At 68.1% G+C, this 18,035-nt stretch carries 16 protein-coding genes; 3 read left to right on the forward strand and 13 right to left on the reverse strand.

All coding sequences use genetic code 11. The annotated features are described in order from the left end of the window. Nucleotides 1-13: 13 nt before the first annotated feature. Both B7R21_RS11135 and B7R21_RS11140 read right to left on the reverse strand, forming a co-directional pair. The gene (locus tag B7R21_RS11135) at nt 14-1,660 is read right to left on the reverse strand and encodes an SDR family oxidoreductase (protein ID WP_116283330.1); all 1,647 of its coding nucleotides are present in this window, start codon (nt 1,658-1,660) and stop codon (nt 14-16) included. A 357-nt stretch (nt 1,661-2,017) separates the two neighbouring features. Beyond that, nucleotides 2,018-3,556: an HNH endonuclease signature motif containing protein gene (locus B7R21_RS11140; protein ID WP_116283331.1), complete on the reverse strand. Its 1,539-nt coding sequence runs from the start codon at nt 3,554-3,556 to the stop codon at nt 2,018-2,020. A gap of 116 nt (nt 3,557-3,672) precedes the next feature. Here B7R21_RS11140 and B7R21_RS11145 point away from each other — a divergent pair, with 116 nt between their 5' ends. Further along, nucleotides 3,673-4,200, forward strand: coding sequence for a GNAT family N-acetyltransferase (locus B7R21_RS11145; protein ID WP_116283332.1), 528 nt, complete (start codon nt 3,673-3,675; stop codon nt 4,198-4,200). A gap of 4 nt (nt 4,201-4,204) precedes the next feature. On the opposite strand, the gene B7R21_RS11150 is transcribed toward B7R21_RS11145, so the two are convergent. From B7R21_RS11150 to B7R21_RS11190, 9 genes are all read right to left on the reverse strand, one after another. Further along, the gene (locus B7R21_RS11150; RefSeq protein WP_116283333.1) at nt 4,205-5,065 is read right to left on the reverse strand and encodes an aldehyde dehydrogenase family protein; all 861 of its coding nucleotides are present in this window, start codon (nt 5,063-5,065) and stop codon (nt 4,205-4,207) included. After that, complete coding sequence (locus tag B7R21_RS11155; RefSeq protein ID WP_116283334.1) at nt 5,062-6,618, reverse strand: aldehyde dehydrogenase family protein; 1,557 nt, start codon at nt 6,616-6,618, stop codon at nt 5,062-5,064. The genes B7R21_RS11150 and B7R21_RS11155 overlap by 4 nt, the downstream gene beginning before the upstream one ends. An 11-nt stretch (nt 6,619-6,629) precedes the next feature. Continuing rightward, on the reverse strand, nt 6,630-7,640 hold the full coding sequence (gene deoC, locus B7R21_RS11160; protein ID WP_116283335.1) for a deoxyribose-phosphate aldolase: 1,011 nt from the start codon (nt 7,638-7,640) through the stop codon (nt 6,630-6,632). 80 nt (nt 7,641-7,720) lie between these two features. After that, nucleotides 7,721-8,965 (reverse strand): MFS transporter, encoded by a 1,245-nt coding sequence (locus B7R21_RS11165; protein ID WP_116283336.1) that lies wholly within the window; start codon nt 8,963-8,965, stop codon nt 7,721-7,723. Continuing rightward, the gene (locus B7R21_RS11170; RefSeq protein ID WP_116283337.1) at nt 8,962-9,891 is read right to left on the reverse strand and encodes a bifunctional riboflavin kinase/FAD synthetase; all 930 of its coding nucleotides are present in this window, start codon (nt 9,889-9,891) and stop codon (nt 8,962-8,964) included. The genes B7R21_RS11165 and B7R21_RS11170 overlap by 4 nt, the downstream gene beginning before the upstream one ends. Continuing rightward, nucleotides 9,888-10,340 carry a hypothetical protein gene (locus B7R21_RS11175; protein WP_116283338.1) on the reverse strand — a complete coding sequence of 151 codons (453 nt, stop codon included), beginning with the start codon at nt 10,338-10,340 and terminating at the stop codon, nt 9,888-9,890. The genes B7R21_RS11170 and B7R21_RS11175 overlap by 4 nt, the downstream gene beginning before the upstream one ends. 13 nt (nt 10,341-10,353) lie before the next feature. Then, nucleotides 10,354-10,722 (reverse strand): hypothetical protein, encoded by a 369-nt coding sequence (locus B7R21_RS11180; protein WP_116283339.1) that lies wholly within the window; start codon nt 10,720-10,722, stop codon nt 10,354-10,356. Then, complete coding sequence (gene truB / locus B7R21_RS11185; RefSeq protein WP_116283340.1) at nt 10,719-11,696, reverse strand: tRNA pseudouridine(55) synthase TruB; 978 nt, start codon at nt 11,694-11,696, stop codon at nt 10,719-10,721. Before truB ends, B7R21_RS11180 begins: the two co-directional genes overlap by 4 nt. Before the next feature lie 57 nt (nt 11,697-11,753). Beyond that, nucleotides 11,754-12,368, reverse strand: coding sequence for a hypothetical protein (locus tag B7R21_RS11190; RefSeq protein ID WP_147305872.1), 615 nt, complete (start codon nt 12,366-12,368; stop codon nt 11,754-11,756). 32 nt (nt 12,369-12,400) lie between these two features. Between B7R21_RS11190 and B7R21_RS11195 the strand changes: the two genes are divergently transcribed. Both B7R21_RS11195 and B7R21_RS11200 read left to right on the forward strand, forming a co-directional pair. Then, nucleotides 12,401-13,276, forward strand: coding sequence for an A/G-specific adenine glycosylase (locus B7R21_RS11195; protein WP_116283342.1), 876 nt, complete (start codon nt 12,401-12,403; stop codon nt 13,274-13,276). Between the two features lie 76 nt (nt 13,277-13,352). Continuing rightward, nucleotides 13,353-14,345 (forward strand): ketopantoate reductase family protein, encoded by a 993-nt coding sequence (locus B7R21_RS11200; protein WP_116283343.1) that lies wholly within the window; start codon nt 13,353-13,355, stop codon nt 14,343-14,345. A gap of 118 nt (nt 14,346-14,463) precedes the next feature. Here B7R21_RS11200 and rbfA read toward each other — a convergent pair whose 3' ends face one another. Together rbfA and infB are read right to left on the reverse strand one after the other, a co-directional pair. Then, the gene (gene rbfA / locus B7R21_RS11205) at nt 14,464-14,928 is read right to left on the reverse strand and encodes a 30S ribosome-binding factor RbfA (RefSeq protein ID WP_116283344.1); all 465 of its coding nucleotides are present in this window, start codon (nt 14,926-14,928) and stop codon (nt 14,464-14,466) included. A gap of 84 nt (nt 14,929-15,012) precedes the next feature. Beyond that, entirely contained in the window at nt 15,013-17,991 is a 2,979-nt protein-coding gene (gene infB / locus B7R21_RS11210) for a translation initiation factor IF-2 (RefSeq protein ID WP_116283345.1), read from the reverse strand. Nucleotides 17,992-18,035 lie beyond the last annotated feature (44 nt).

Here is an 18,035-nt window from a genome sequence, read left to right on the forward strand (position 1 = left end):
CGTTGCCCGTTCGTCATAGTGTGTCAGCTGAGTCGGCCCTGCCAGTGGAATCGGCGGAATCGGCGGGATAGGAGGAATCAGTCGAGCCCTCTGTCTCGGCCCCGGTTGCGCCCGCGGCGGGGGCCAGATCGGCCTTCTCCGCGGGGACCTTCTTCGTCGGCCCCGGGTGTTCGTTCCGGCGCTCGGCCTCCCTCACCGCTGTCTCGGTGATGTGGTTCGCCATTCCCGGAAAGATGAACCCGTGGAACGGCAGGATCGAGTACCAGTACAACCGGCCGCCGAGCCCACGGGGGAAGAACACCGCGCGCTGTGTGTACCGCGAGCCACCGCCCGCGCGCGGGGAGACTGTCAGCTCCAACCAGGCCAGACCCGGCACCTTCATCTCGGCGCGCAGGCGGAGGAAGGTGCCCCGTTTGATCCGCTCGACCCGCCAGAAGTCGAGCGCGTCGCCGGTGTGCAGGTGATCGGGGTTACGGCGGCCACGGCGAAGCCCCACTCCCCCGACCAGCTTGTCCATCCAACCCCGCACCCCCCACGCAAGCGGGAACGAATACCAGCCGTTGTCGCCGCCGATACCCTCGATCACACGCCAGAGGTCGCCCGGGCGGGCATCCGTCTGCCGCACCTGCACGTCGGTGTAGACCGTGTGACCGGCCCAGTCCGGATCGCTCGGCAGGTTGTCGCTCGGGGCGCCCTGCACGACGGTGTCCTGCCAGCTCGTCTCCACCTGCCCGTCACGCATCTTGCCGAGGGCGAGTCGCACCGCGCGGCGATAGCCGGTGAGCCCACCTTCGGGGTCGGGAATGTATGCCTTGATGTCCTGTTCCTGGGCGACGCACTCGAACTGCAGCGACTCGATGATCGGCACGGCTAGATTGCGCGGGATCGGCGAGACCAGGTTCACCCACTGTGACGCGAGCCACGGCGTGAGCACCGGCAGCGGCGCGATCGGACGCTGGTTGAGCCCCGCCTCCACCGCGTATCCGTTCATCATCTGCCCATAGCGGAGCACATCCGGCCCACCTATGTCGAACGTGCGGTTGAGGCTGTCGGGAATCTCCGCAGCTCCCAGAAGGTAGTGCAGCACGTCCCGCACCGCGATCGGCTGGATGAAGTTGCGCACCCACTTCGGCGCCGGCATGTACGGAAGTACCTCGGTGAGGTGCCGGATCATCTCGAAGCTCGTCGACCCGGATCCGATCACAACGCCGGCCTGCAGCGCGACCGTCGGAACGCCCGACTGCAGCAGGATGCTGCCCACCGCCGCGCGCGAACGGAGATGCCGCGACAGACTCTGGCCCTTCGGGTGCAGCCCGCCCAGATACACGATGCGCTTGACGTCGGCTTTCAGAGCGAGTTCCGCGACGTTGCGGGCCGAACTGAGCTCGGTTCCGTCGAAGCTACCCTTGCCACCCATCGAGTGCACTAGGTAGTAGAGCACATCGACACCATCGAACACGCCCTGACTCTCGAGCGACTCATGGTCGCTGAGGTCGCCCTGCACGATCTCGACCTTCGAGCCCCACGGCACGTCGGCCAGCTTCTGCGGTGAACGCACCAGAACGCGCACCTTCCAACCTGCTTCGAGCAGCCGCGGCACCAGTCGACCGCCGATGTAGCCCGTAGCGCCGGTCACGAGAGCGATTCTGTCAGTAGTCACCCGTTCAGGGTACGCCGCTCGGCTGGGCGTTGGGAGAACCGGCGTGCCGATTCTGTGCGTAAGCGCTGGCGTGCACTCTGTTGCTGCCGCGCCCTTCGGGCTTGCCGTCGGATGGATGGGTTCTGGATGCGCGTGGCTGGATTGATGGTGCGCGACGTTCGGCGACGATACGAAGCATGGGTGGTCGGCTGTGATGGCCGGCTGCAGGGCGCACTGTGATGACGTCGTGTGAGGGTTCGGGTGGTGGGCCCGGGTGAGGGCGTCGGTAGAGGGGCCAGTGGAGAGGGCCCGGGCGGAGGGCGCCGATAGAGGTCGTCGGTGGAGGGCCCAGGTGAGGGCTCGGGTGGTGGTGGCGTTTTACCCAGTGTCGCTGGAATGGTCGTTTCGCAATTGGTCGTCCACTTCACGGCCCGGTGAGTGATGGCCGGGCGGTAACTGCCTGGCCCTGTTCTGTTGGCAGGGTCTGGGTGTCTGATTCCAGTCGAGTGACGCGGGTGGGGTGACGTGGGGGGTGCCATTTCGGATGGTCAGTTTCCAGCGTGTTTTGTGCACGTTCGAGTGGTGGAAGTGGCAGAGCAGAGCCCCGTTGTCGAGATCCGTCAGCCCACCCGGATGCGATTTCGATAGCCACCCGTCGACATGATGCGATTCGCACCAGGAGGGGGGTGCGTTGCAGCCTGGCCAGACGCACCCGCCGTCGCGTGCCGCGAGGGCACGGTTCTGGGCGGTGGTGAACAGGCGCCGGGTCTTGCCGTGCTGGATCACCTGCCCGTGCTCACCGAACAAGGTCGTGATGACATCCCCGTGACACAGGAGCGTTTCAACGGTGCTGTACGGGACGGGTTCGGTGAGCCCATCGATCCACCCCACACCCCGCCCCGAGGTCACATCCTCGAGGGTGGCGTGCAGGTTCACGGTCGGCGCCGCACCATTCAACCTCGGCACCGCCGGGTCCTTCACCCCCAACCCGATCAGCTGCACCAGGCCATCAGCACGCTTCTGACCCGCACTCCGCGTATCCGCCGTCACAGCATCACCCAGCACACCGTCACCGCCTTCGTCGCTGCCGTCATCGCCGTCGTCGCCACCGACGCTTGCCGGGTCGGGTTGGAAGGAGACAATCCGGGGGCTGGTGAACGGTTCCAGAGCGGCGCCGATGATCCCGGCCATCGAGCCTGTCAGCATCCCCGTGACACGGGTCATCCCCGAACAGTGCGGCGTCAACGTCAGGAAGCGGCGTTCGAACAGGTCAGCGTCCCGGGGCTCGGCACCGTCGGGGTCGAGGTGCTCCCGGTACCTGATCGCGAGATCATCGACCTCCCGAACGGAGTATCCGAACCCGCCAACCCGATCCTGCGCGCACGACACCAGGCCGCCCTCAGCTTCTTCGAGTTGTTCGGTGAATCCGGTACGGGTCGCCACATCGGTGAGGCGGCGGGTGATGACCGCGGCGACATCCACCCCGATATCGCCCCGGGCGAGGGCTTCTGCGACGCGGGGGAACTGCGGCGGGTTCGGCAGACCGACCAGAGACATCGTCGTATGGGTTCGGGTGGCGAGCCGAAGGCGATCCTGAACCGCCTTCTTCGACGCCTGCGTCACCGTTTCGAGAAACAACTGAACAGACCGGAACCCCTGAGACTTCGACAACCCCTCGTCGCCGTACTCGGCAGCAGACAGAGCCGCCACCTGACCAGCCATCCGCACACGCAGGCCATCCACGATCCGGCCAAACGACTCGACCTCCGCAGTCGCCACCATCACGTCCTCGTCGGCAAGCCCGCAGGGCGCGGCAGCCCCAACCCCCGACGCCAGCAGCGCGTCGAACCGCTGCCGGGCATCCGAAACCCACCCCATCACCGAAGCAATGTCAAAGGAGGCGGCTGGCTGGTTCATACCAACAGTCAAACACCAACCACTGACATTCCCTCAGTAAATCAGGGTCCCCGCAGACCCAGATCCAAAACTCTCAGAAAGGAATTTCGCGCGCCGACGCACGAGAGGATTGAAGCATGCTGCCCCATGATCTCGGCGATGGATTCGACCTCGTGCCGCGTGATCTGTCGACCGTCGACGAGATGCTCGCGCTGACCTCCGCCAACCTGGTGCGGCTGCGCGAATGGGAGCCGTGGGCTCAGGGCGAGCAGACCCGGGAGGGCCTCGTGCGCTACACCGAAGCGCTCATGGCCGACGCCGTGGCCGGCCGCCACATCCCCACGGTTCTGAGATTCGACGGCATGCCCATCGGGTCTGTGACCTGCCGCATCGACCGGCAGCAGCGCGTTGCCGAACTGGGCTACTGGATCGACGCAGCGTTCGAAGGCCGTGGCATCGTGACCCGGGCCTGCCGGGCGATCCTGGAAGAGCTCGAAGCGCAGGACATCACCCGGGCGGAGGTCCACGCGGCGACCGGCAACGATCGCAGTCGGCGAGTCGCAGAGCGCCTCGGCTTCACCCTCGAGAGAGTGCGCCCGAAGTCATTCCCGGTCGCCGGGGTGAGGCACGACCTGGCGATCTACGTTCTGGAACTGCCCGCTTGACCGCTCAGATCAGCGACTTCGTGTGCCACACCGTCTTCGTCTCGGTGAACCCGACGATGCGGGCAAGCGAGGGTGCCGCGGCATCCGAACCCTGCTCGGGCGGGAACACGCGCTTGAGGGTCTCGGCTGCGTCGATCTGCAGTTGCACCCAGTCCAGCGCACCAGCGCCGACGAGGTCGAGCGCGTTCACGTCGGCGTGCGACGCGAGCCACGGCGCGATCTCGGCGGGTGAGCCGGTCAGGATGTTGACCACTCCGCCGGGCACATCGCTCGTCGCCAGCACTTCAGCCAGGCTGATCGCGGAGAGCGGCAGGCGTTCTGCCGCGATGACGACGACGGTGTTTCCTGCGACGAGGGCCGGCGCGACGGCGCTGACGAAGCCGACCAGAGACGAATCCTGAGGGGCGACGATCGCCACGACACCGGTCGGTTCCGGCACCGAGATGTTGAAGTAGGGACCCGAAACCGCGTTGGCGTTGCCGGCGACCTGCACGTATTTGTCTGCCCATCCGGCATACCAGATCCAGCGATCGATGGCTTCGTCGACCTGAGCCATCGCAGCCGCTGCTGACACGCCTTCGGCGTGCACGATCTCGTCGACGAACTGCGCCCGGCGGCCTTCGAGCAGCTCAGCGATGCGGTAGAGCACCTGCCCACGGTTGTAACCGGTTGCCTTCGACCAGCCGGAGACGGCAGCGCGCGCCGAGACCACCGCATCACGGGCATCCTTGCGGGATGCCTGCGCAGCATTCGCGAGGAACTCCCCCGAGGCGTCCAGGATCTCGTACACGCGCCCGGATTCGCTTCGCGGGAATTTGCCGCCGATGTAGAGCTTGTAGGTCTTCGGCACGGCGAGGTGGCTCATTTGCTTGATCCTTCGGTCGTGATGGGAGAAGCAGGCGACTCGACGTTTCCGCTGTCGATCTGGGCGGCACCGGATGCCCGCTCCACCGTTCCCCGAGAAGAGACACCCTGCGACGAACCGGCTGGCGCGAGGTACGCCGCCAGGCCCTGCTTGCCGCCCTCGCGGCCGTAGCCCGACTCCTTGTAGCCGCCGAACGGCGACGAGGGGTCGAACTGGTTGAAGGTGTTCGCCCAGACGACTCCGGCGCGCAGCTTGTCGGCAACCGCCAGCACGCGCGAGCCGTTGCTGCTCCAGATGCCAGCCGAAAGTCCGTAGGGCGTGTTGTTCGCCTTGGCGACCGCCTCGGCGGGTGTGCGGAACGACAGGATCGACAGCACCGGCCCGAAGATCTCGTCACGCGCAATGCGCGACGCGGTCGACACGTTGGTGAAGATCGTCGGTGCGAACCAGAAGCCGTCCGTGGGCAGATCGCACGCGGGGCTCCACCGCGAGGCGCCCTCCGCCTCGCCGATGTCGGACAGCTCGCGGATGCGCGCCAGCTGCTCCGCCGAGTTGATCGCCCCCACATCGGTGTTCTTGTCGAGCGGGTCGCCCACGCGGAGTGTCGACAGGCGGGCCTTCAGTCGGTCGACGACCTCGTCGTGGATGTTCTCCTGCACGAGCAGGCGCGATCCGGCGCAGCAGACATGACCCTGGTTGAAGAAGATGCCGCGCACGATGCCCTCGACAGCTTCGTCGATGGGAGCATCGTCGAAGACGATGTTCGCGCCCTTGCCTCCGAGTTCGAGGGTGAGCTTCTTCGAGGTTCGGGCAAGCGACCGGGCGATCTCCCGGCCCACGGAGGTCGAGCCGGTGAAGGCGACCTTGTTGACGTCCGGATGATTCACCAGGTCACGACCGGTGGAGCCGGCCCCCGTGATGATGTTCACCACACCGTCGGGAAGCCCGGCCTGCTGCACGATCTCGGCGAACAGCAGCGCGGTGAGCGGAGTCGTCTCGGCGGGCTTCAGCACGACGGTGTTGCCGGCGGCCAGGGCCGGCGCGATCTTCCACGCGAGCATCAGCAGCGGGAAGTTCCACGGGATCACCTGGGCGGCGACACCGAGCGCACGCGGATCGGCGCCAAGGCCAGCGTGGTCGAGCTTGTCGGCCCACCCCGCGTAGTAGAAGAACCAGGCGGCGACGAGGGTGACGTCGACGTCGCGGCTCTCCTTGATGGGCTTGCCGTTGTCAAGGCTCTCGGCCACGGCGAGCTCACGGGCGCGTTCCTGCACGAGCCGGGCGATGCGGAACAGGTACTTTCCGCGATCACGGCCGGACAGGCGCGACCACGTCGAATCGTAGGCGCGGCGCGCGGCGGCGACCGCGGCATCCACATCGGCCGAGGAGGCCGATGCGATGGTGGCGATGTGCTTCTCGGTCGCCGGCGAGATGGTCGAGAACGTCGGGTTCGAACCGGCCCGGAACGAACCGTCGATGAAGAGCCCGTACTCGGACTGCAGGTTCAGCAGGGCAGTCGACTCGGGTGCGGGGGCATATTCCAGAAATGACATGTAGTGGGTCCTCAGTCGATGGTGACGTAGTCGGCGCCGGAATAGTGACCCGAGGCGAGCTTCTGGCGCTGCAGCAGCACGTCGTTCAGGAGGCTCGACGCTCCGAAGCGGAAGAGGTGCGGCTGCAACCACTCCTCGCCCGCTGTCTCGGCCACGGCCACCAGGTACTTGATTGCGTCTTTGGAGGTGCGGATGCCGCCTGCCGGCTTCACACCGATCTTCTCGCCGGTGAGGCGGTGCCAGTCCCGCACGACCTCGAGCATCAGAAGCGTGACGGGAAGCGTGGCGGCCGGAGCCACCTTGCCGGTAGACGTCTTGATGAAGTCGCCGCCCGCGAGGATCGAGAGCCAGGATGCGCGGCGCACGTTGTCGTAGGTGTTCAGTTCGCCGGTCTCGAGGATCACCTTGAGGTGCGCGAAGCTCCCGTCTGGCCGCCGGCAGGCCTCCTTCACGGCGACGATCTCGTCGAAAACCTGGCCGTAACGACCGGAGAGGAAGGCGCCGCGGTCGATGACCATGTCGATCTCGTCTGCGCCGGCAGCGACAGCGTCTGCCGTGTCGGCGAGCTTGACGGCCAGCGAGGCGCGCCCGCTCGGGAACGCCGTAGCGACGGCCGCCACATTGATTCCGCCCGGGCCCTTGTCGAGCCCGTGCGAGGCACCGAGCGCCTCGACGGCGGCCGGCACCATATCGCCGTACACGCAGATGGCGGCCACTCTCGGGCTGGTGGGGTCTGCCGCATCCGGATTCAGGCCCTTCGCAACGAGCGAGCGCACCTTGCCGGGAGTGTCTGCGCCTTCGAGCGTCGTGAGGTCGATCAGGGAGATGATGCGATCGAGCGCCCACGCTTTGGAGGTGGTCTTGATCGACCGGCTGCCGAGATCGGCCGCGCGTGCCTCGAGACCGACGGCGTCGACCCCGGAGATACCGTTCAGGTAGCGCTTCAGGCTCGACTCGGTGAGCTCTCCCCCGAGCACCTCGGTGGCCCGGGAGGCGGGACTCACCAGTCTGTCAATCGTCACAAGCACACCTGTCGTCGAAAGGAACTCCCCCTCGTCGAACGACCCGGAGGGATCGGAGGAAGCACCATCAAGTGTAGACGTCAGACGGTGCGGGCCGTTCTGTGCCAGTCGTCTTCGATGAACCGGGGGCGGGAGACGACCCGCACGACGAGCAGCACGGACGCCGTGCTGGCAAGCAGCAGGATGAGCGGAGCCGTCCATTCGCCTGTCACCTGGTGGAGCACACCGACCAGCAACGGCCCGAGGGCGCCGATCAGGTATCCGAGGCCCTGCACGAAGCCGCTGAGAGCCACAGCGCCGCGCTGGGTGCGGCTCCGCTTGTTGATCAGCAGCAGTGCGAGGGGGAAGAGGAGCGGGCCGACGCCGATCAGGGCGACCCACAGCCAGAGCGCCGTCGTGGGCAGCAGCAGCAGACCGAGGTACCCCAGGATGAACGCCGAGACGCCGAAGACGATGATGCCGCCGACGTTCCTGAGCCGCACCGCGATGACCGGGATCAGGAGCGACGCGGGGATGCCCATACTCGTGTAGAGCGAGAGCAGAGCTCCGGCGCCGCCCTGGTCGAGCCCCGCGATGTCGCCGAGGATCTGCGGCAGCCAGGCGAAGCACGCGTAGGTGTTGAAGGCCGTGACGCCGAACATGAGGCCGAGGGACCACGCGAGGGGCGAATGCCGGGCGTGCCCGAGCAGTGCGCCGTCGGCCTCTGGCAGCACGCCTTCGGCCGTGACCGGGTCGGGTGTGCTGCGGCGGTCGGCAGCGAGCAACCGGATCCACGGCACGATCGCCAGCACCGCGAGCACGCCCCACATTCCGACCGAGAACCGCCAGCCCGAATTCTCGCTCACCTGAACGGCAACCAGAGGCGGGAGGAGTGCGAACAGAGCCATCACGGTGGCATAGACCGCCGTCAACGGACCGATGCGCCCGGGGAAGTACTTCTTCACCAGCGGCGGCAGCAGCACATTGCCGATCCCCATGCCGGCGAAGGTCAGCGCGCTGGCCAGCACGAGCATCGGGTACGACAGAGAGAGCGCCCGGAGCGCATCCCCGGTGACCATGGCGGCGAGGGCGATCACCATCAGCGACTCGACGCGCAACCGTCGCTGGAAGAGGGGCGCCAGGAGCCCGAACAGGGCGAAGCAGAGGGGCGGGAGGGTGCCGATGATGCCGACATCGAGGCTCGAGAGGGGGATGTCGGCACTGATGTCCCCGTAGATCGGCGACAGCGCCGCCACCGCGGTTCGGAGGTTCGCCGCAACCAGCACGATGCCGACGAGCGCCAGCACGCCCCCGGCTCGCCGGAGCGTCGGTCCGGCAGCGGTCACGCCAGGCGCTCTCTGACCTTTTCGACGTCGTCGTTCATCTGCTCGATCAGCGGGCCGATGCCGGTGAACTTCACCATTCCCCGGATGCGGTCGGCGAAGGCGATCAGCACGACATGCCCGTAGAGGTCGATGGTCTCATCGAGCACGAACGCCTCGACCTGCTTCGGCGGCACCCCGTCGAACGTCGGGTTGCTGCCGACCGAGATCGCGGCCGGGTAGCGCGAATCGCCGTCGGTGAGCCAGCCGGCATACACACCGTCGGCCGGGATGAGCCCCTCGGAGCTCGGCGACAGGTTCGCGGTCGGGAAACCGAGCTCACGCCCGCGCTTCGCTCCGTGCACGACTTCGCCCTGCACGGCGGGCGCGTGCCCGAGGAGGGCCGCGGCCGTCTTCACGTCTCCGACGGCCAGCAGTTCCCTGATCCACGTCGAAGAGACGCGGCGACCGCCGGAGGGCATGACGTCGTCGATGATGTGCACCGTGAAGCCGTGCTGGAGACCCAGCTCGGTGAGCATTGCCACGTCGCCCTCGCCACGGAAGCCGAACCGGAAGTCGCGCCCCACGAGCACGACCCTCGCGTGCAGGCCGTTCACGAGGATGCTCTGCACGAAGTCGACCGGTGTGAGGAAGGCGAGGGCGGCGTCGAAGGTGAGGATGAGCGTCGCGTCGAGCCCGGCGCCCGCGAGGAGGCCGAGCTTCTGGTCGTTGCCCACCAGGGCCACCGGCGCCCTCTCGGGTGCGAGGAACGTCGAGGGGTGACGGTCGAATGTCACAGCCGTGGCGACGAGGTTCTCTTTCGCGGCAACGGCGAGCAGCTCGCGGATGACCGCGCGATGGCCCTCGTGTACGCCGTCGAACTTGCCGACCGTGATGGCTGAGGGGCCGAAGTCCGCCGGGATCTCGTCGACCGATCGGAAGACCTTCACTGGGCGCTCTCCGGGTTGGTGGTGGGCCGCTTCCTCGACAGCCAGATCATGCCGAGCACCGGGAGCACCAGCGGGATGAACAGGTAGCCGACCCCGTAGTACGACCAGACCGAGGCGTGGGCGAACAGCTCGGGTGCGACGACGCTCAGCGTGCCCACCACCAGCACGCCCACCATCTCGAACGAGATCGTGATCCAGGCGACGCGGTACCACACGGCGCCCCGTGCGACCAGGGCCACGGTGGCGACGATGTACACGAAGGCCGACACGGCCGAGAGGGTGTAGGCCAGGGGTGCCTGGTCGAACTGCTGGATGATCTGCACGAGCGATCGGCCGAAGGCACCGAGCGCGAGGATGGCGTAGATCACGACGAGCACCCGGCCGACACCGGCGATTCGAGGGCGTCGGGCCGGTGGGTTCACGGGCGCGGGCAGGGATTCTGTTGGCATGTCGGTCTCAAGTTTAGACGTTCTGGATGAGCCAGATTTCGTTCATGCGGAACACCATCACCGCAATCGCGAGGCAGGCGACACCGAGGATGACCGTGCTCCACTTCGTGCGGTCGATCAGCGCCCAGAACACCGCTGCAGCGGGCAGCAGAAGGGCAGAGACGGCGTAGACGTAGAACTCCAGCACATCCCCGCGGGCGTCGTTGCCGAAGGCCGGTGCGAGCAGGGCGACGATGAACTGGATGACCAGCAGCACTTCGACGAGCGCCGTCGCCCCGAGCGTGTAGTCGTTCGGGATCCGGCCGCTGAAGCCGACCACGAGGCAGAACACGCCGGCCAGCACCGCCACCGCGATCTGCGCGTAGGAGAACCACTCGATCATGTTGCGGGCCCGTCTGTGGCTGTGGCTGTCTCTGTGGCTGTGGTTGCATCAGTGGGGAAGTTCACGAGCACCCGGGCGGTGCCACCGCGGATCTCGAAGAGACCGATCAACAGCCCAGCGGGATCGATCGCTGCGAGCGGAGCCGGTCCGCTCCGCGCGGCGTCACTGAGGTCGACCCACTTGCCGTTCCGGAGGTCGGCCGCCTGAGCCGCGTCGAAGGGAACCGTCGGGAACAGCAGGGCGGCGACCGCTGCAGGGGCCAGGAGATCGCGGTCGGCGTCGATCGTCTCGAGGGTGTGGGCCTCCGCGACCCCGAACGGCCCGATCCGGGTTCGCCGGAGCTCCGTGAGGTGCCCGCCGACCCCCAGCGCGTCGCCGAGGTCACGCGCAATGGCGCGGATGTAGGTTCCCGACGAGCAGACGACCCGCACACTGACGTCCCAGAAGGCGGCGGCGCCAGACCCGTCGGCCGCGGACACCGGCCCGCCGCCCAGCACGTCGATCGACGAGATCGTCACGGCACGGGCATCCAGAACCACCGTTTCGCCGCCCCGCACCCGGGCGTACGCCCGCTTGCCGTCGACCTTGATCGCACTCACCGAACTCGGGCGCTGCAGCACGTCGCCGGTGAGCGCTGCGAGGCCGTCGGTGATGCGCTGGTCGGTGAGACCGCCGATCGCTCCGGCGGGTGCCACCTCGAGAACGTCCCCTTCGGAATCGTCGGTCGTCGTCGAGGCCCCCAGCCGGATGACCGCTTCGTACTCCTTGTCGAGACCCACCACGTAGGTCAGGAGCCGGGTGGAGCTGTTGACGCCCAGCACCAGCAAGCCCGTCGCCAGTGGGTCGAGGGTGCCGGCGTGCCCCACCTTGCGGGTTCCCGCGAGTCGGCGGGTGCGGGCCACGACGTCGTGGCTGGTGTTCCCCGGCGGTTTGTCGACGAGGAGGATGCCGCTGCGGTTGCTTCCGGGATTCACTCTGCCAAGGGTACAAGCTCCCGGCCGCACGGGAGCTCCACGCCCCGCAGAGCACCGTCAGCAGCGGTCGGCGAACACTCTGCGCGGATCGTTCTCATCGATCGCCGACACGATCGCGTCGCTGGCGCTGCGGGGCTGCACGGCTCCGATGTAGAGCTCGTCTGCCCCGTCGATCCGCGGGTCGAGCTTCGAGGCGTCGGGCTCCAGGTAGACCACGAAGTTCCAGATGCCGCGGAGCTCGGGGCGCTGCAGGAAGGGCCCGTCGACCAGCAGGATCGCGTCGGCCGGGGCGGTCAGCCACCGCGGCGCGAGCGGCACATCCCGCGAGGCGTCGAAGCTCGCCGCGACGAACCCCGCACTGCCGCCGAGCTTGAACGGCTGCACCAGCACGCGGAGGAATGTCGAGTAGTCGTACCGGTCGTCGTAGTAGCCCGGAGCGGAATCCGCGCCCTGTTCCTCACGGGCCGCCCGCGGTCGCAGAAAGTCGTCGAGGGTTGCCCGCGCAACAGCGTGACCGGCCTCCCTGAGTGCCACGCCGAGAGCATCGGCGAACAGCTTCGTTCCCGCAGCCCCGTCGACCGCGACCAGGCGTCGCCCGCGAGCGTAGTTGTGCACGATCTCCGCCGCCAGGGCATCCGAGAGCACTTCACGAGGGGAGGGAGGAAAGGACATGGTGGCAGTCTACGTTCGGTAGATTGAAGCGGATGTCCCAGGCCACCGTGATCACAGAGACCCTGAACGCGTGGTTCGCGCTGAATGCCCGCGACCTGCCCTGGCGGAGGCCCGGCTTCAGTGCCTGGGGCACGTTGGTGAGCGAGTTCATGCTTCAGCAGACACCCGTGGTACGGGTCATCCCGAGGCTCGAGGAGTGGCTGGCGCGCTGGCCCACCCCCGCGGCGCTGGCGGCGGAACCCGCGGGCGAAGCCGTTCGTGCCTGGCAGTCGCTCGGCTACCCCCGCCGAGCGCTCTGGCTGCACGCCTCGGCCGTCACGATTCTCGAGCGGCACGGCGGCGTCGTACCCCGGGCGGTGGATGACCTGCTCGCCCTGCCCGGAGTGGGCGACTACACCGCGCGGGCCGTCGCCGCCTTCGCCTACGGGGACAGGCATCCGGTGGTCGACACCAACATCCGCCGGGTCATCGCCCGCGCCGTGGACGGGCACGCGGAGCCGGGCCCGCCGAGCGCGCGGCTCGACCTGGTCGCCATGGAGGCGCTCCTCCCCCTCGACCCGCTCGCCGCGCGGGCGTTCAACGGAGCGATCATGGAGCTCGGCGCCGTCGTCTGCGCCGCCCGGTCACCGCGCTGCGATGCCTGCCCGATCGCGCACTCCTGCCTCTGGCGCACCGCGGGCTATCCGGGTTATGACGGCAAGCGCAAGGCCGTGCAGAAGAAGTACGAGGGATCGGACCGGCAGGTGCGAGGACTCGTGCTCGGCGCCCTCCGCGCGCACGACGGGGCGGTGCCCCCGGCCACGGTGACGGCGCTCTGGGCCGACGACGTGCAGCGCGAGCGCGCTGTGGCAGGCTTGGTGAAAGACGGCCTGCTGGTAGAGACGCCCGCGGGGTACACGCTTCCCTGAGCCAGGTGCCTGTCACGGCGAGACCCTCGCCGGCCCCGGGCCCACACCGTCCCGTTCATGTGAAAGGTCGCCCAGGATGCAGATCGCCGTTGTCGGAGGTGGCGCCATCGGCGGCACGATCGCCGCGCTCCTCGACCGGGCCGGGCACAGTGTCGAACTGACCGCGCGCGGCGAGCACCTGGCGGCCATCCGGGAGTCGGGCATCCGGCTCACCGGAGGCTGGGGCACACACGTCGCACCGGTGCAGGCGAACGAACGCCTCACAGTAGCGCCCGAGCTGGCCTTCGTCTGCACGAAGGCGCAGGATGCCCGGTCGGCCATCCTCTCGAACGCCGACGTCCTCCGCGGCCGGTCTGTGGTCATCGTGCAGAACGGTCTCGAAGCGCTCGACACCGCCCGCACGGCGCTGCCGGATGCGGAGTGGACAGGCGCCCTCGCGCTCTACGCAGCGAGCTACCTTGCGGCCGGCGAGATCTCTGTGACGACGACGGGCGTCACCTACCTCGGCTCGGGTGACGGCGAGCCCTCCCCAGCCGCGCTCGCGGCCACGGCCACGCTGTCGGCCGTCATGCCCGCCGAGGCGATCGCGAACTTCACCGGCGCCCAGTGGTCGAAGCTGATCGTGAACCAGGTGAATGCGATGCCCGCGATCACAGGGCTCAGCGTGCAGGAGACCATCGAGCATCCGGAGCTCCGCCGCATCATCACACGCAGCATGCAGGAGGCGGTGCGCACCGGTTTCGCGCGCGGCACCCACTACGGCAGGGTGCAGGGACTCAGCCAGGCGCTGCTCCGGGCCTTCGCCCTCGCCCCGGTGCGGCTCGCCGAACAGCTGCCGCTCCGGATGCGGGCGCGCATGGGTTCGACGCCGAACCCCGGTTCGACGCTGCAGAGCATCCGCCGCGGCCAGCCGACGGAGATCGACTACCTCAACGGTGCCGTCGTTGCCGAGGCGACCTCAGCCGGGCGCACCGCACCCGTCAACGCGGCCCTCGTCGACCTCGTGCACGAGGTCGAGCGAACCGGCGACTTCCTGACGCCCGCCGCGGTCACCCGCGCGGTACGCTGACCGGCCGGCGTCCGCCGTCTGCAGATCGGCTGGGGAGTTCCGGTCGCTTCGCGGCGCGGATACCGACCGAAAGTCCCGAGTCGATGGGTTCTTCGGTCGGGGTGGGCGGGGCGGTGAGTCAGGCGGCGGGCGGGGCGTCGTCGAAGTCGTCGTCGTCAGCGATGACGCGGGGCTTGACGTAGGGATCGGCGTCGCCGGCGTACTGGCCCTGGCGGGCCAGGGTCTCCACCTCGGCATCGCGGGTGCGCGCCTCGGTGAGCAGGCTGTCGATGAGCTTGGCGTTCTCGGGGATGCCGTCGGCGATGAACTCGAGCGACGGCGTGAGCCGCGACGTGATGTTCTTGCCGACCTCGGTGCGGAGCATCCCGGTCGCGGATTTCAGCGCGGCGGCGCTGTCCGCACGCTCCTCGTCCGTGCCGTACACCGTGTAGAAGATCGAGGCGTGCTGCAGGTCGCCCGTGACGCGGACGTCGGTGATGGTCACGAAACCCATTCGCGGGTCTTTGATTCCGCGTTCGAGCTTCTTGGCCACGATGACCTTGATGCGGTCGGCCAATTTGCGTGCTCTGGCTTCGTCAACCATGACGCGTCCTTTCGTCAAAAGAGTGAGGGCGGGGCATCCGGAACCTGAAGGAACCGGATGCCCCGCCAAGGGTAGTGCTGACCGCTAGGTGCGCGGCTTCTCTTTCATCTCGATCGTCTCGATCTCGTCGCCGATCTGGATGTCGTTGAACTTGCCGAGACCGATACCGGCCTCAAAGTCCGTACGAACCTCGGTGACGTCGTCTTTGAACCGGCGGAGCGATTCGATGGCGAGGCTGTCGCCGACCACGACACCGTCGCGGATGACCCGCGCCTTGGCGTTTCTCGTGATCGTACCCGAGCGCACGATGACACCCGCGATGTTCCCGAACTTGGAGGAACGGAAGATCTCGCGGATCTCGGCCACACCCGACTGCACCTCTTCGAACTCGGGCTTGAGCATGCCCTTGAGCGAGTTCTCGATGTCTTCCAGTGCGTTGTAGATGACCGAGTAGAACCGCACGTCGACACCCTCGCGGGCCGCACGTTCGCGGGCCTTCGGGTCGGGGCGCACGTTGAACCCGATGATGATCGCGTTGTCGATCGTCGCCAGGTCGACGTCGGACGCCGTGACGGCACCGACACCGCGGTGGATGATGCGCAGCTGCACGCTGTCGTCGACCTCGATCTTGAGCAGCGACTCCTCGAGTGCTTCGACAGCACCGGAGACGTCACCCTTGATGATGAGGTTGAGCGACTCGACCTTGCCCTCTTCGAGAGCCTTGGTGAAGTCCTCGAGCGAGATGCGCTTGCGGGCACGGGCCAGAAGGGCGTTACGCTCCACGGCTTCGCGCTTCTCGGCGATCTGGCGGGCGGTGCGGTCCTCCTCGATGACGAGGAAGGTGTCACCGGCGCGGGGAACGGAGGAGAGACCCTGCACCTGCACGGGACGGGAGGGGGTGGCCGCGAGGACCGCGACACCGTTCTCGTCGTGCATGGCACGCACGCGGCCGTAGGCGGTACCGGCGACGATCGCGTCTCCGACCTCGAGCGTTCCCGACTGGATGAGCACGGTTGCAACCGCGCCGCGACCCTTGTCGAGCTTCGCCTCGATGGCAACCCCTCGGGCGTCCTTGTTCGGGTTGGCCCGCAGGTCGAGACCCGCATCTGCAGTGAGCAGGACAGCGTCGAGCAGCTTGTCGATGTTGACGTTGTTACGCGCCGAGACATCGACGAACATGACGTCTCCGCCGTACTCCTCGGCGACCAGGCCGAACTCGGTGAGCTGCTGGCGCACCTTGGCCGGGTTGGCTCCGGGAACGTCGATCTTGTTCACCGCGACCACGATCGGCACGTTGGCCGCCTGGGCGTGGTTCAGTGCCTCGATGGTCTGGGGCATGATGCCGTCGTCTGCTGCCACCACGAGAACCGCGATGTCGGTGACCTGCGCACCACGGGCACGCATGGCGGTGAACGCCTCGTGACCGGGTGTGTCGATGAAGGTGATGGCGCGTTCGATGCCCTCGTGCTCGGCGACGACCTGGTAGGCACCGATGTGCTGGGTGATGCCACCCGCCTCACCGGCCACCACGTTGGCGTTCCGGATCGCGTCGAGGAGGCGCGTCTTACCGTGGTCGACGTGACCCATGACGGTGACGACCGGCGGGCGGATCTCGAGTTCTTCGTCGGTCTCCTCGGCGAGTTCCTCGTCGAGGTCGATGTCGAAGCCGAGCAGGAGCTCGCGATCCTCGTCTTCGGGCGAGACCATCTGGATCTTGTAACCGAGCTCTTCGCCGAGCACACCGAAGGTGGCCTCGTCGAGGGACTCCGTCGCGGTCGCCATCTCACCGAGGTGGAACAGCACGGTCACGAGATTGCCCGGGCTCGCGTCGATCTTGTCGGCGAAGTCGGTGATGGATGCTCCACGGCGCAGGCGCACCACGGTCGATCCGTCGCCACGGGGAACACTCACGCCACCAAGCGAGGGTGCTTCCCTGAGCTCGAACTCTGCTCTCTTCGTGCGCTTGGACTTGCGTGCCTTGGCACGACCGCCGCCACGACCGAAGGCACCAGCGGTACCACCGCCGGGGCCACGGCCGCGGCCACCCGCACCCGCTGCGGGGCGGGGAGGGCCGAAGGTGTTGCCGGGAGCTCCACCGGGAGCGCCACCGGGACGGAACCCGCCGGCTCCGGCCGGACGGGCACCACCGGCGCCGCCGGGACGGAAGCCGCCGGCACCGGCCGGGCGAGCACCGAAACCACCGGGGCGGTTGCCCTGGCCTGCTCCACCGGGGCGCGGGGCGCCGGGGCGGGGTGCACCGGGGCGCGGAGCGACGGGACGGGGGATGTTGTTGGGCGTGGCGCTGCCACCGGCGGGAGCCCCGGGACGGGCGCCGGCTGCGGGAGCCGCACCCATGCCCTGGGAGCTCGCGAACGGGTTGTTGCCGGGACGAGGTGCCCCGGGGCGCTGCATTCCCTGCGACGACGCGAACGGGTTGTTGCCCGGTCGCGGTCCGCCGGGGCGGGCGCTGCTGCCGGGGCGCGGAGCCGAGCCGTCGCCGGAAGCGCTGCCCGTGGCGGGAGCGTCAGCCGAGGCCGGGCTGGTCGATGAGGCTTCGGGCGCCGAGGCACTCGGAGCGGCGGCGGGGGCCTCCGCTGACGGAGCAGGGGCGGGCGACGGGATGGCCGTGCGGGACGACTGGCTCGTCGGAGGCACCATCGCACCTGACCGGCCCGGGCTGGCCGGGGTTCGCGGTGCGGTGGCACTGGATGCAGGGGCAGCCGGCGTGCTCGATGCAGGAGCTGACGGCGCGGACGGGCTTGCCGTCGGGGCCGAGGGTGCCGGGGCCTTGGGCGCGGCGGGACCGGGACGGCCTCCGCCCGGGCGTGCAGCAGTTGCCGTCGACGTGGTCGACGATCCTGCGCTGGCCGTGGTGGTTGCGCCGCCGGCTGATGCCTTGGCGCTCTCGGCCTGCAGCGCCTCTTTCAGGCGCCGGGCGACCGGTGGTTCGATGCTGGATGACGGTCCCTTGACGAATTGGCCCATTTCCTTGAGCTTCGCCATGGCGACCTTGCTGTCGACGCCGAGTTCGCTTGCGATCTCGTGTACGCGTGGTTTTGCCACAATTCTCCTTGTTCGGGCCGTGACCCCGAACAGGGACGGCCTCA

It is taken from the genome of Subtercola boreus, assembly GCF_003399625.1.
Lineage (GTDB): Bacteria > Actinomycetota > Actinomycetes > Actinomycetales > Microbacteriaceae > Subtercola > Subtercola boreus_C.

Coding starts and splice junctions, on each gene's coding strand:
- B7R21_RS11140 (WP_116283331.1), bottom strand. CDS start 3,556: ATGAACCAGCCAGCCGCCTCCTTTGACATTGCTTCGGTGATGGGGTGG.
- B7R21_RS11145 (WP_116283332.1), top strand. CDS start 3,673: ATGCTGCCCCATGATCTCGGCGATGGATTCGACCTCGTGCCGCGTGAT.
- B7R21_RS11150 (WP_116283333.1), bottom strand. CDS start 5,065: ATGAGCCACCTCGCCGTGCCGAAGACCTACAAGCTCTACATCGGCGGC.
- B7R21_RS11155 (WP_116283334.1), bottom strand. CDS start 6,618: ATGTCATTTCTGGAATATGCCCCCGCACCCGAGTCGACTGCCCTGCTG.
- B7R21_RS11175 (WP_116283338.1), bottom strand. CDS start 10,340: ATGCCAACAGAATCCCTGCCCGCGCCCGTGAACCCACCGGCCCGACGC.
- B7R21_RS11180 (WP_116283339.1), bottom strand. CDS start 10,722: ATGATCGAGTGGTTCTCCTACGCGCAGATCGCGGTGGCGGTGCTGGCC.
- B7R21_RS11190 (WP_147305872.1), bottom strand. CDS start 12,368: ATGTCCTTTCCTCCCTCCCCTCGTGAAGTGCTCTCGGATGCCCTGGCG.
- B7R21_RS11195 (WP_116283342.1), top strand. CDS start 12,401: ATGTCCCAGGCCACCGTGATCACAGAGACCCTGAACGCGTGGTTCGCG.
- B7R21_RS11200 (WP_116283343.1), top strand. CDS start 13,353: ATGCAGATCGCCGTTGTCGGAGGTGGCGCCATCGGCGGCACGATCGCC.
- rbfA (WP_116283344.1), bottom strand. CDS start 14,928: ATGGTTGACGAAGCCAGAGCACGCAAATTGGCCGACCGCATCAAGGTC.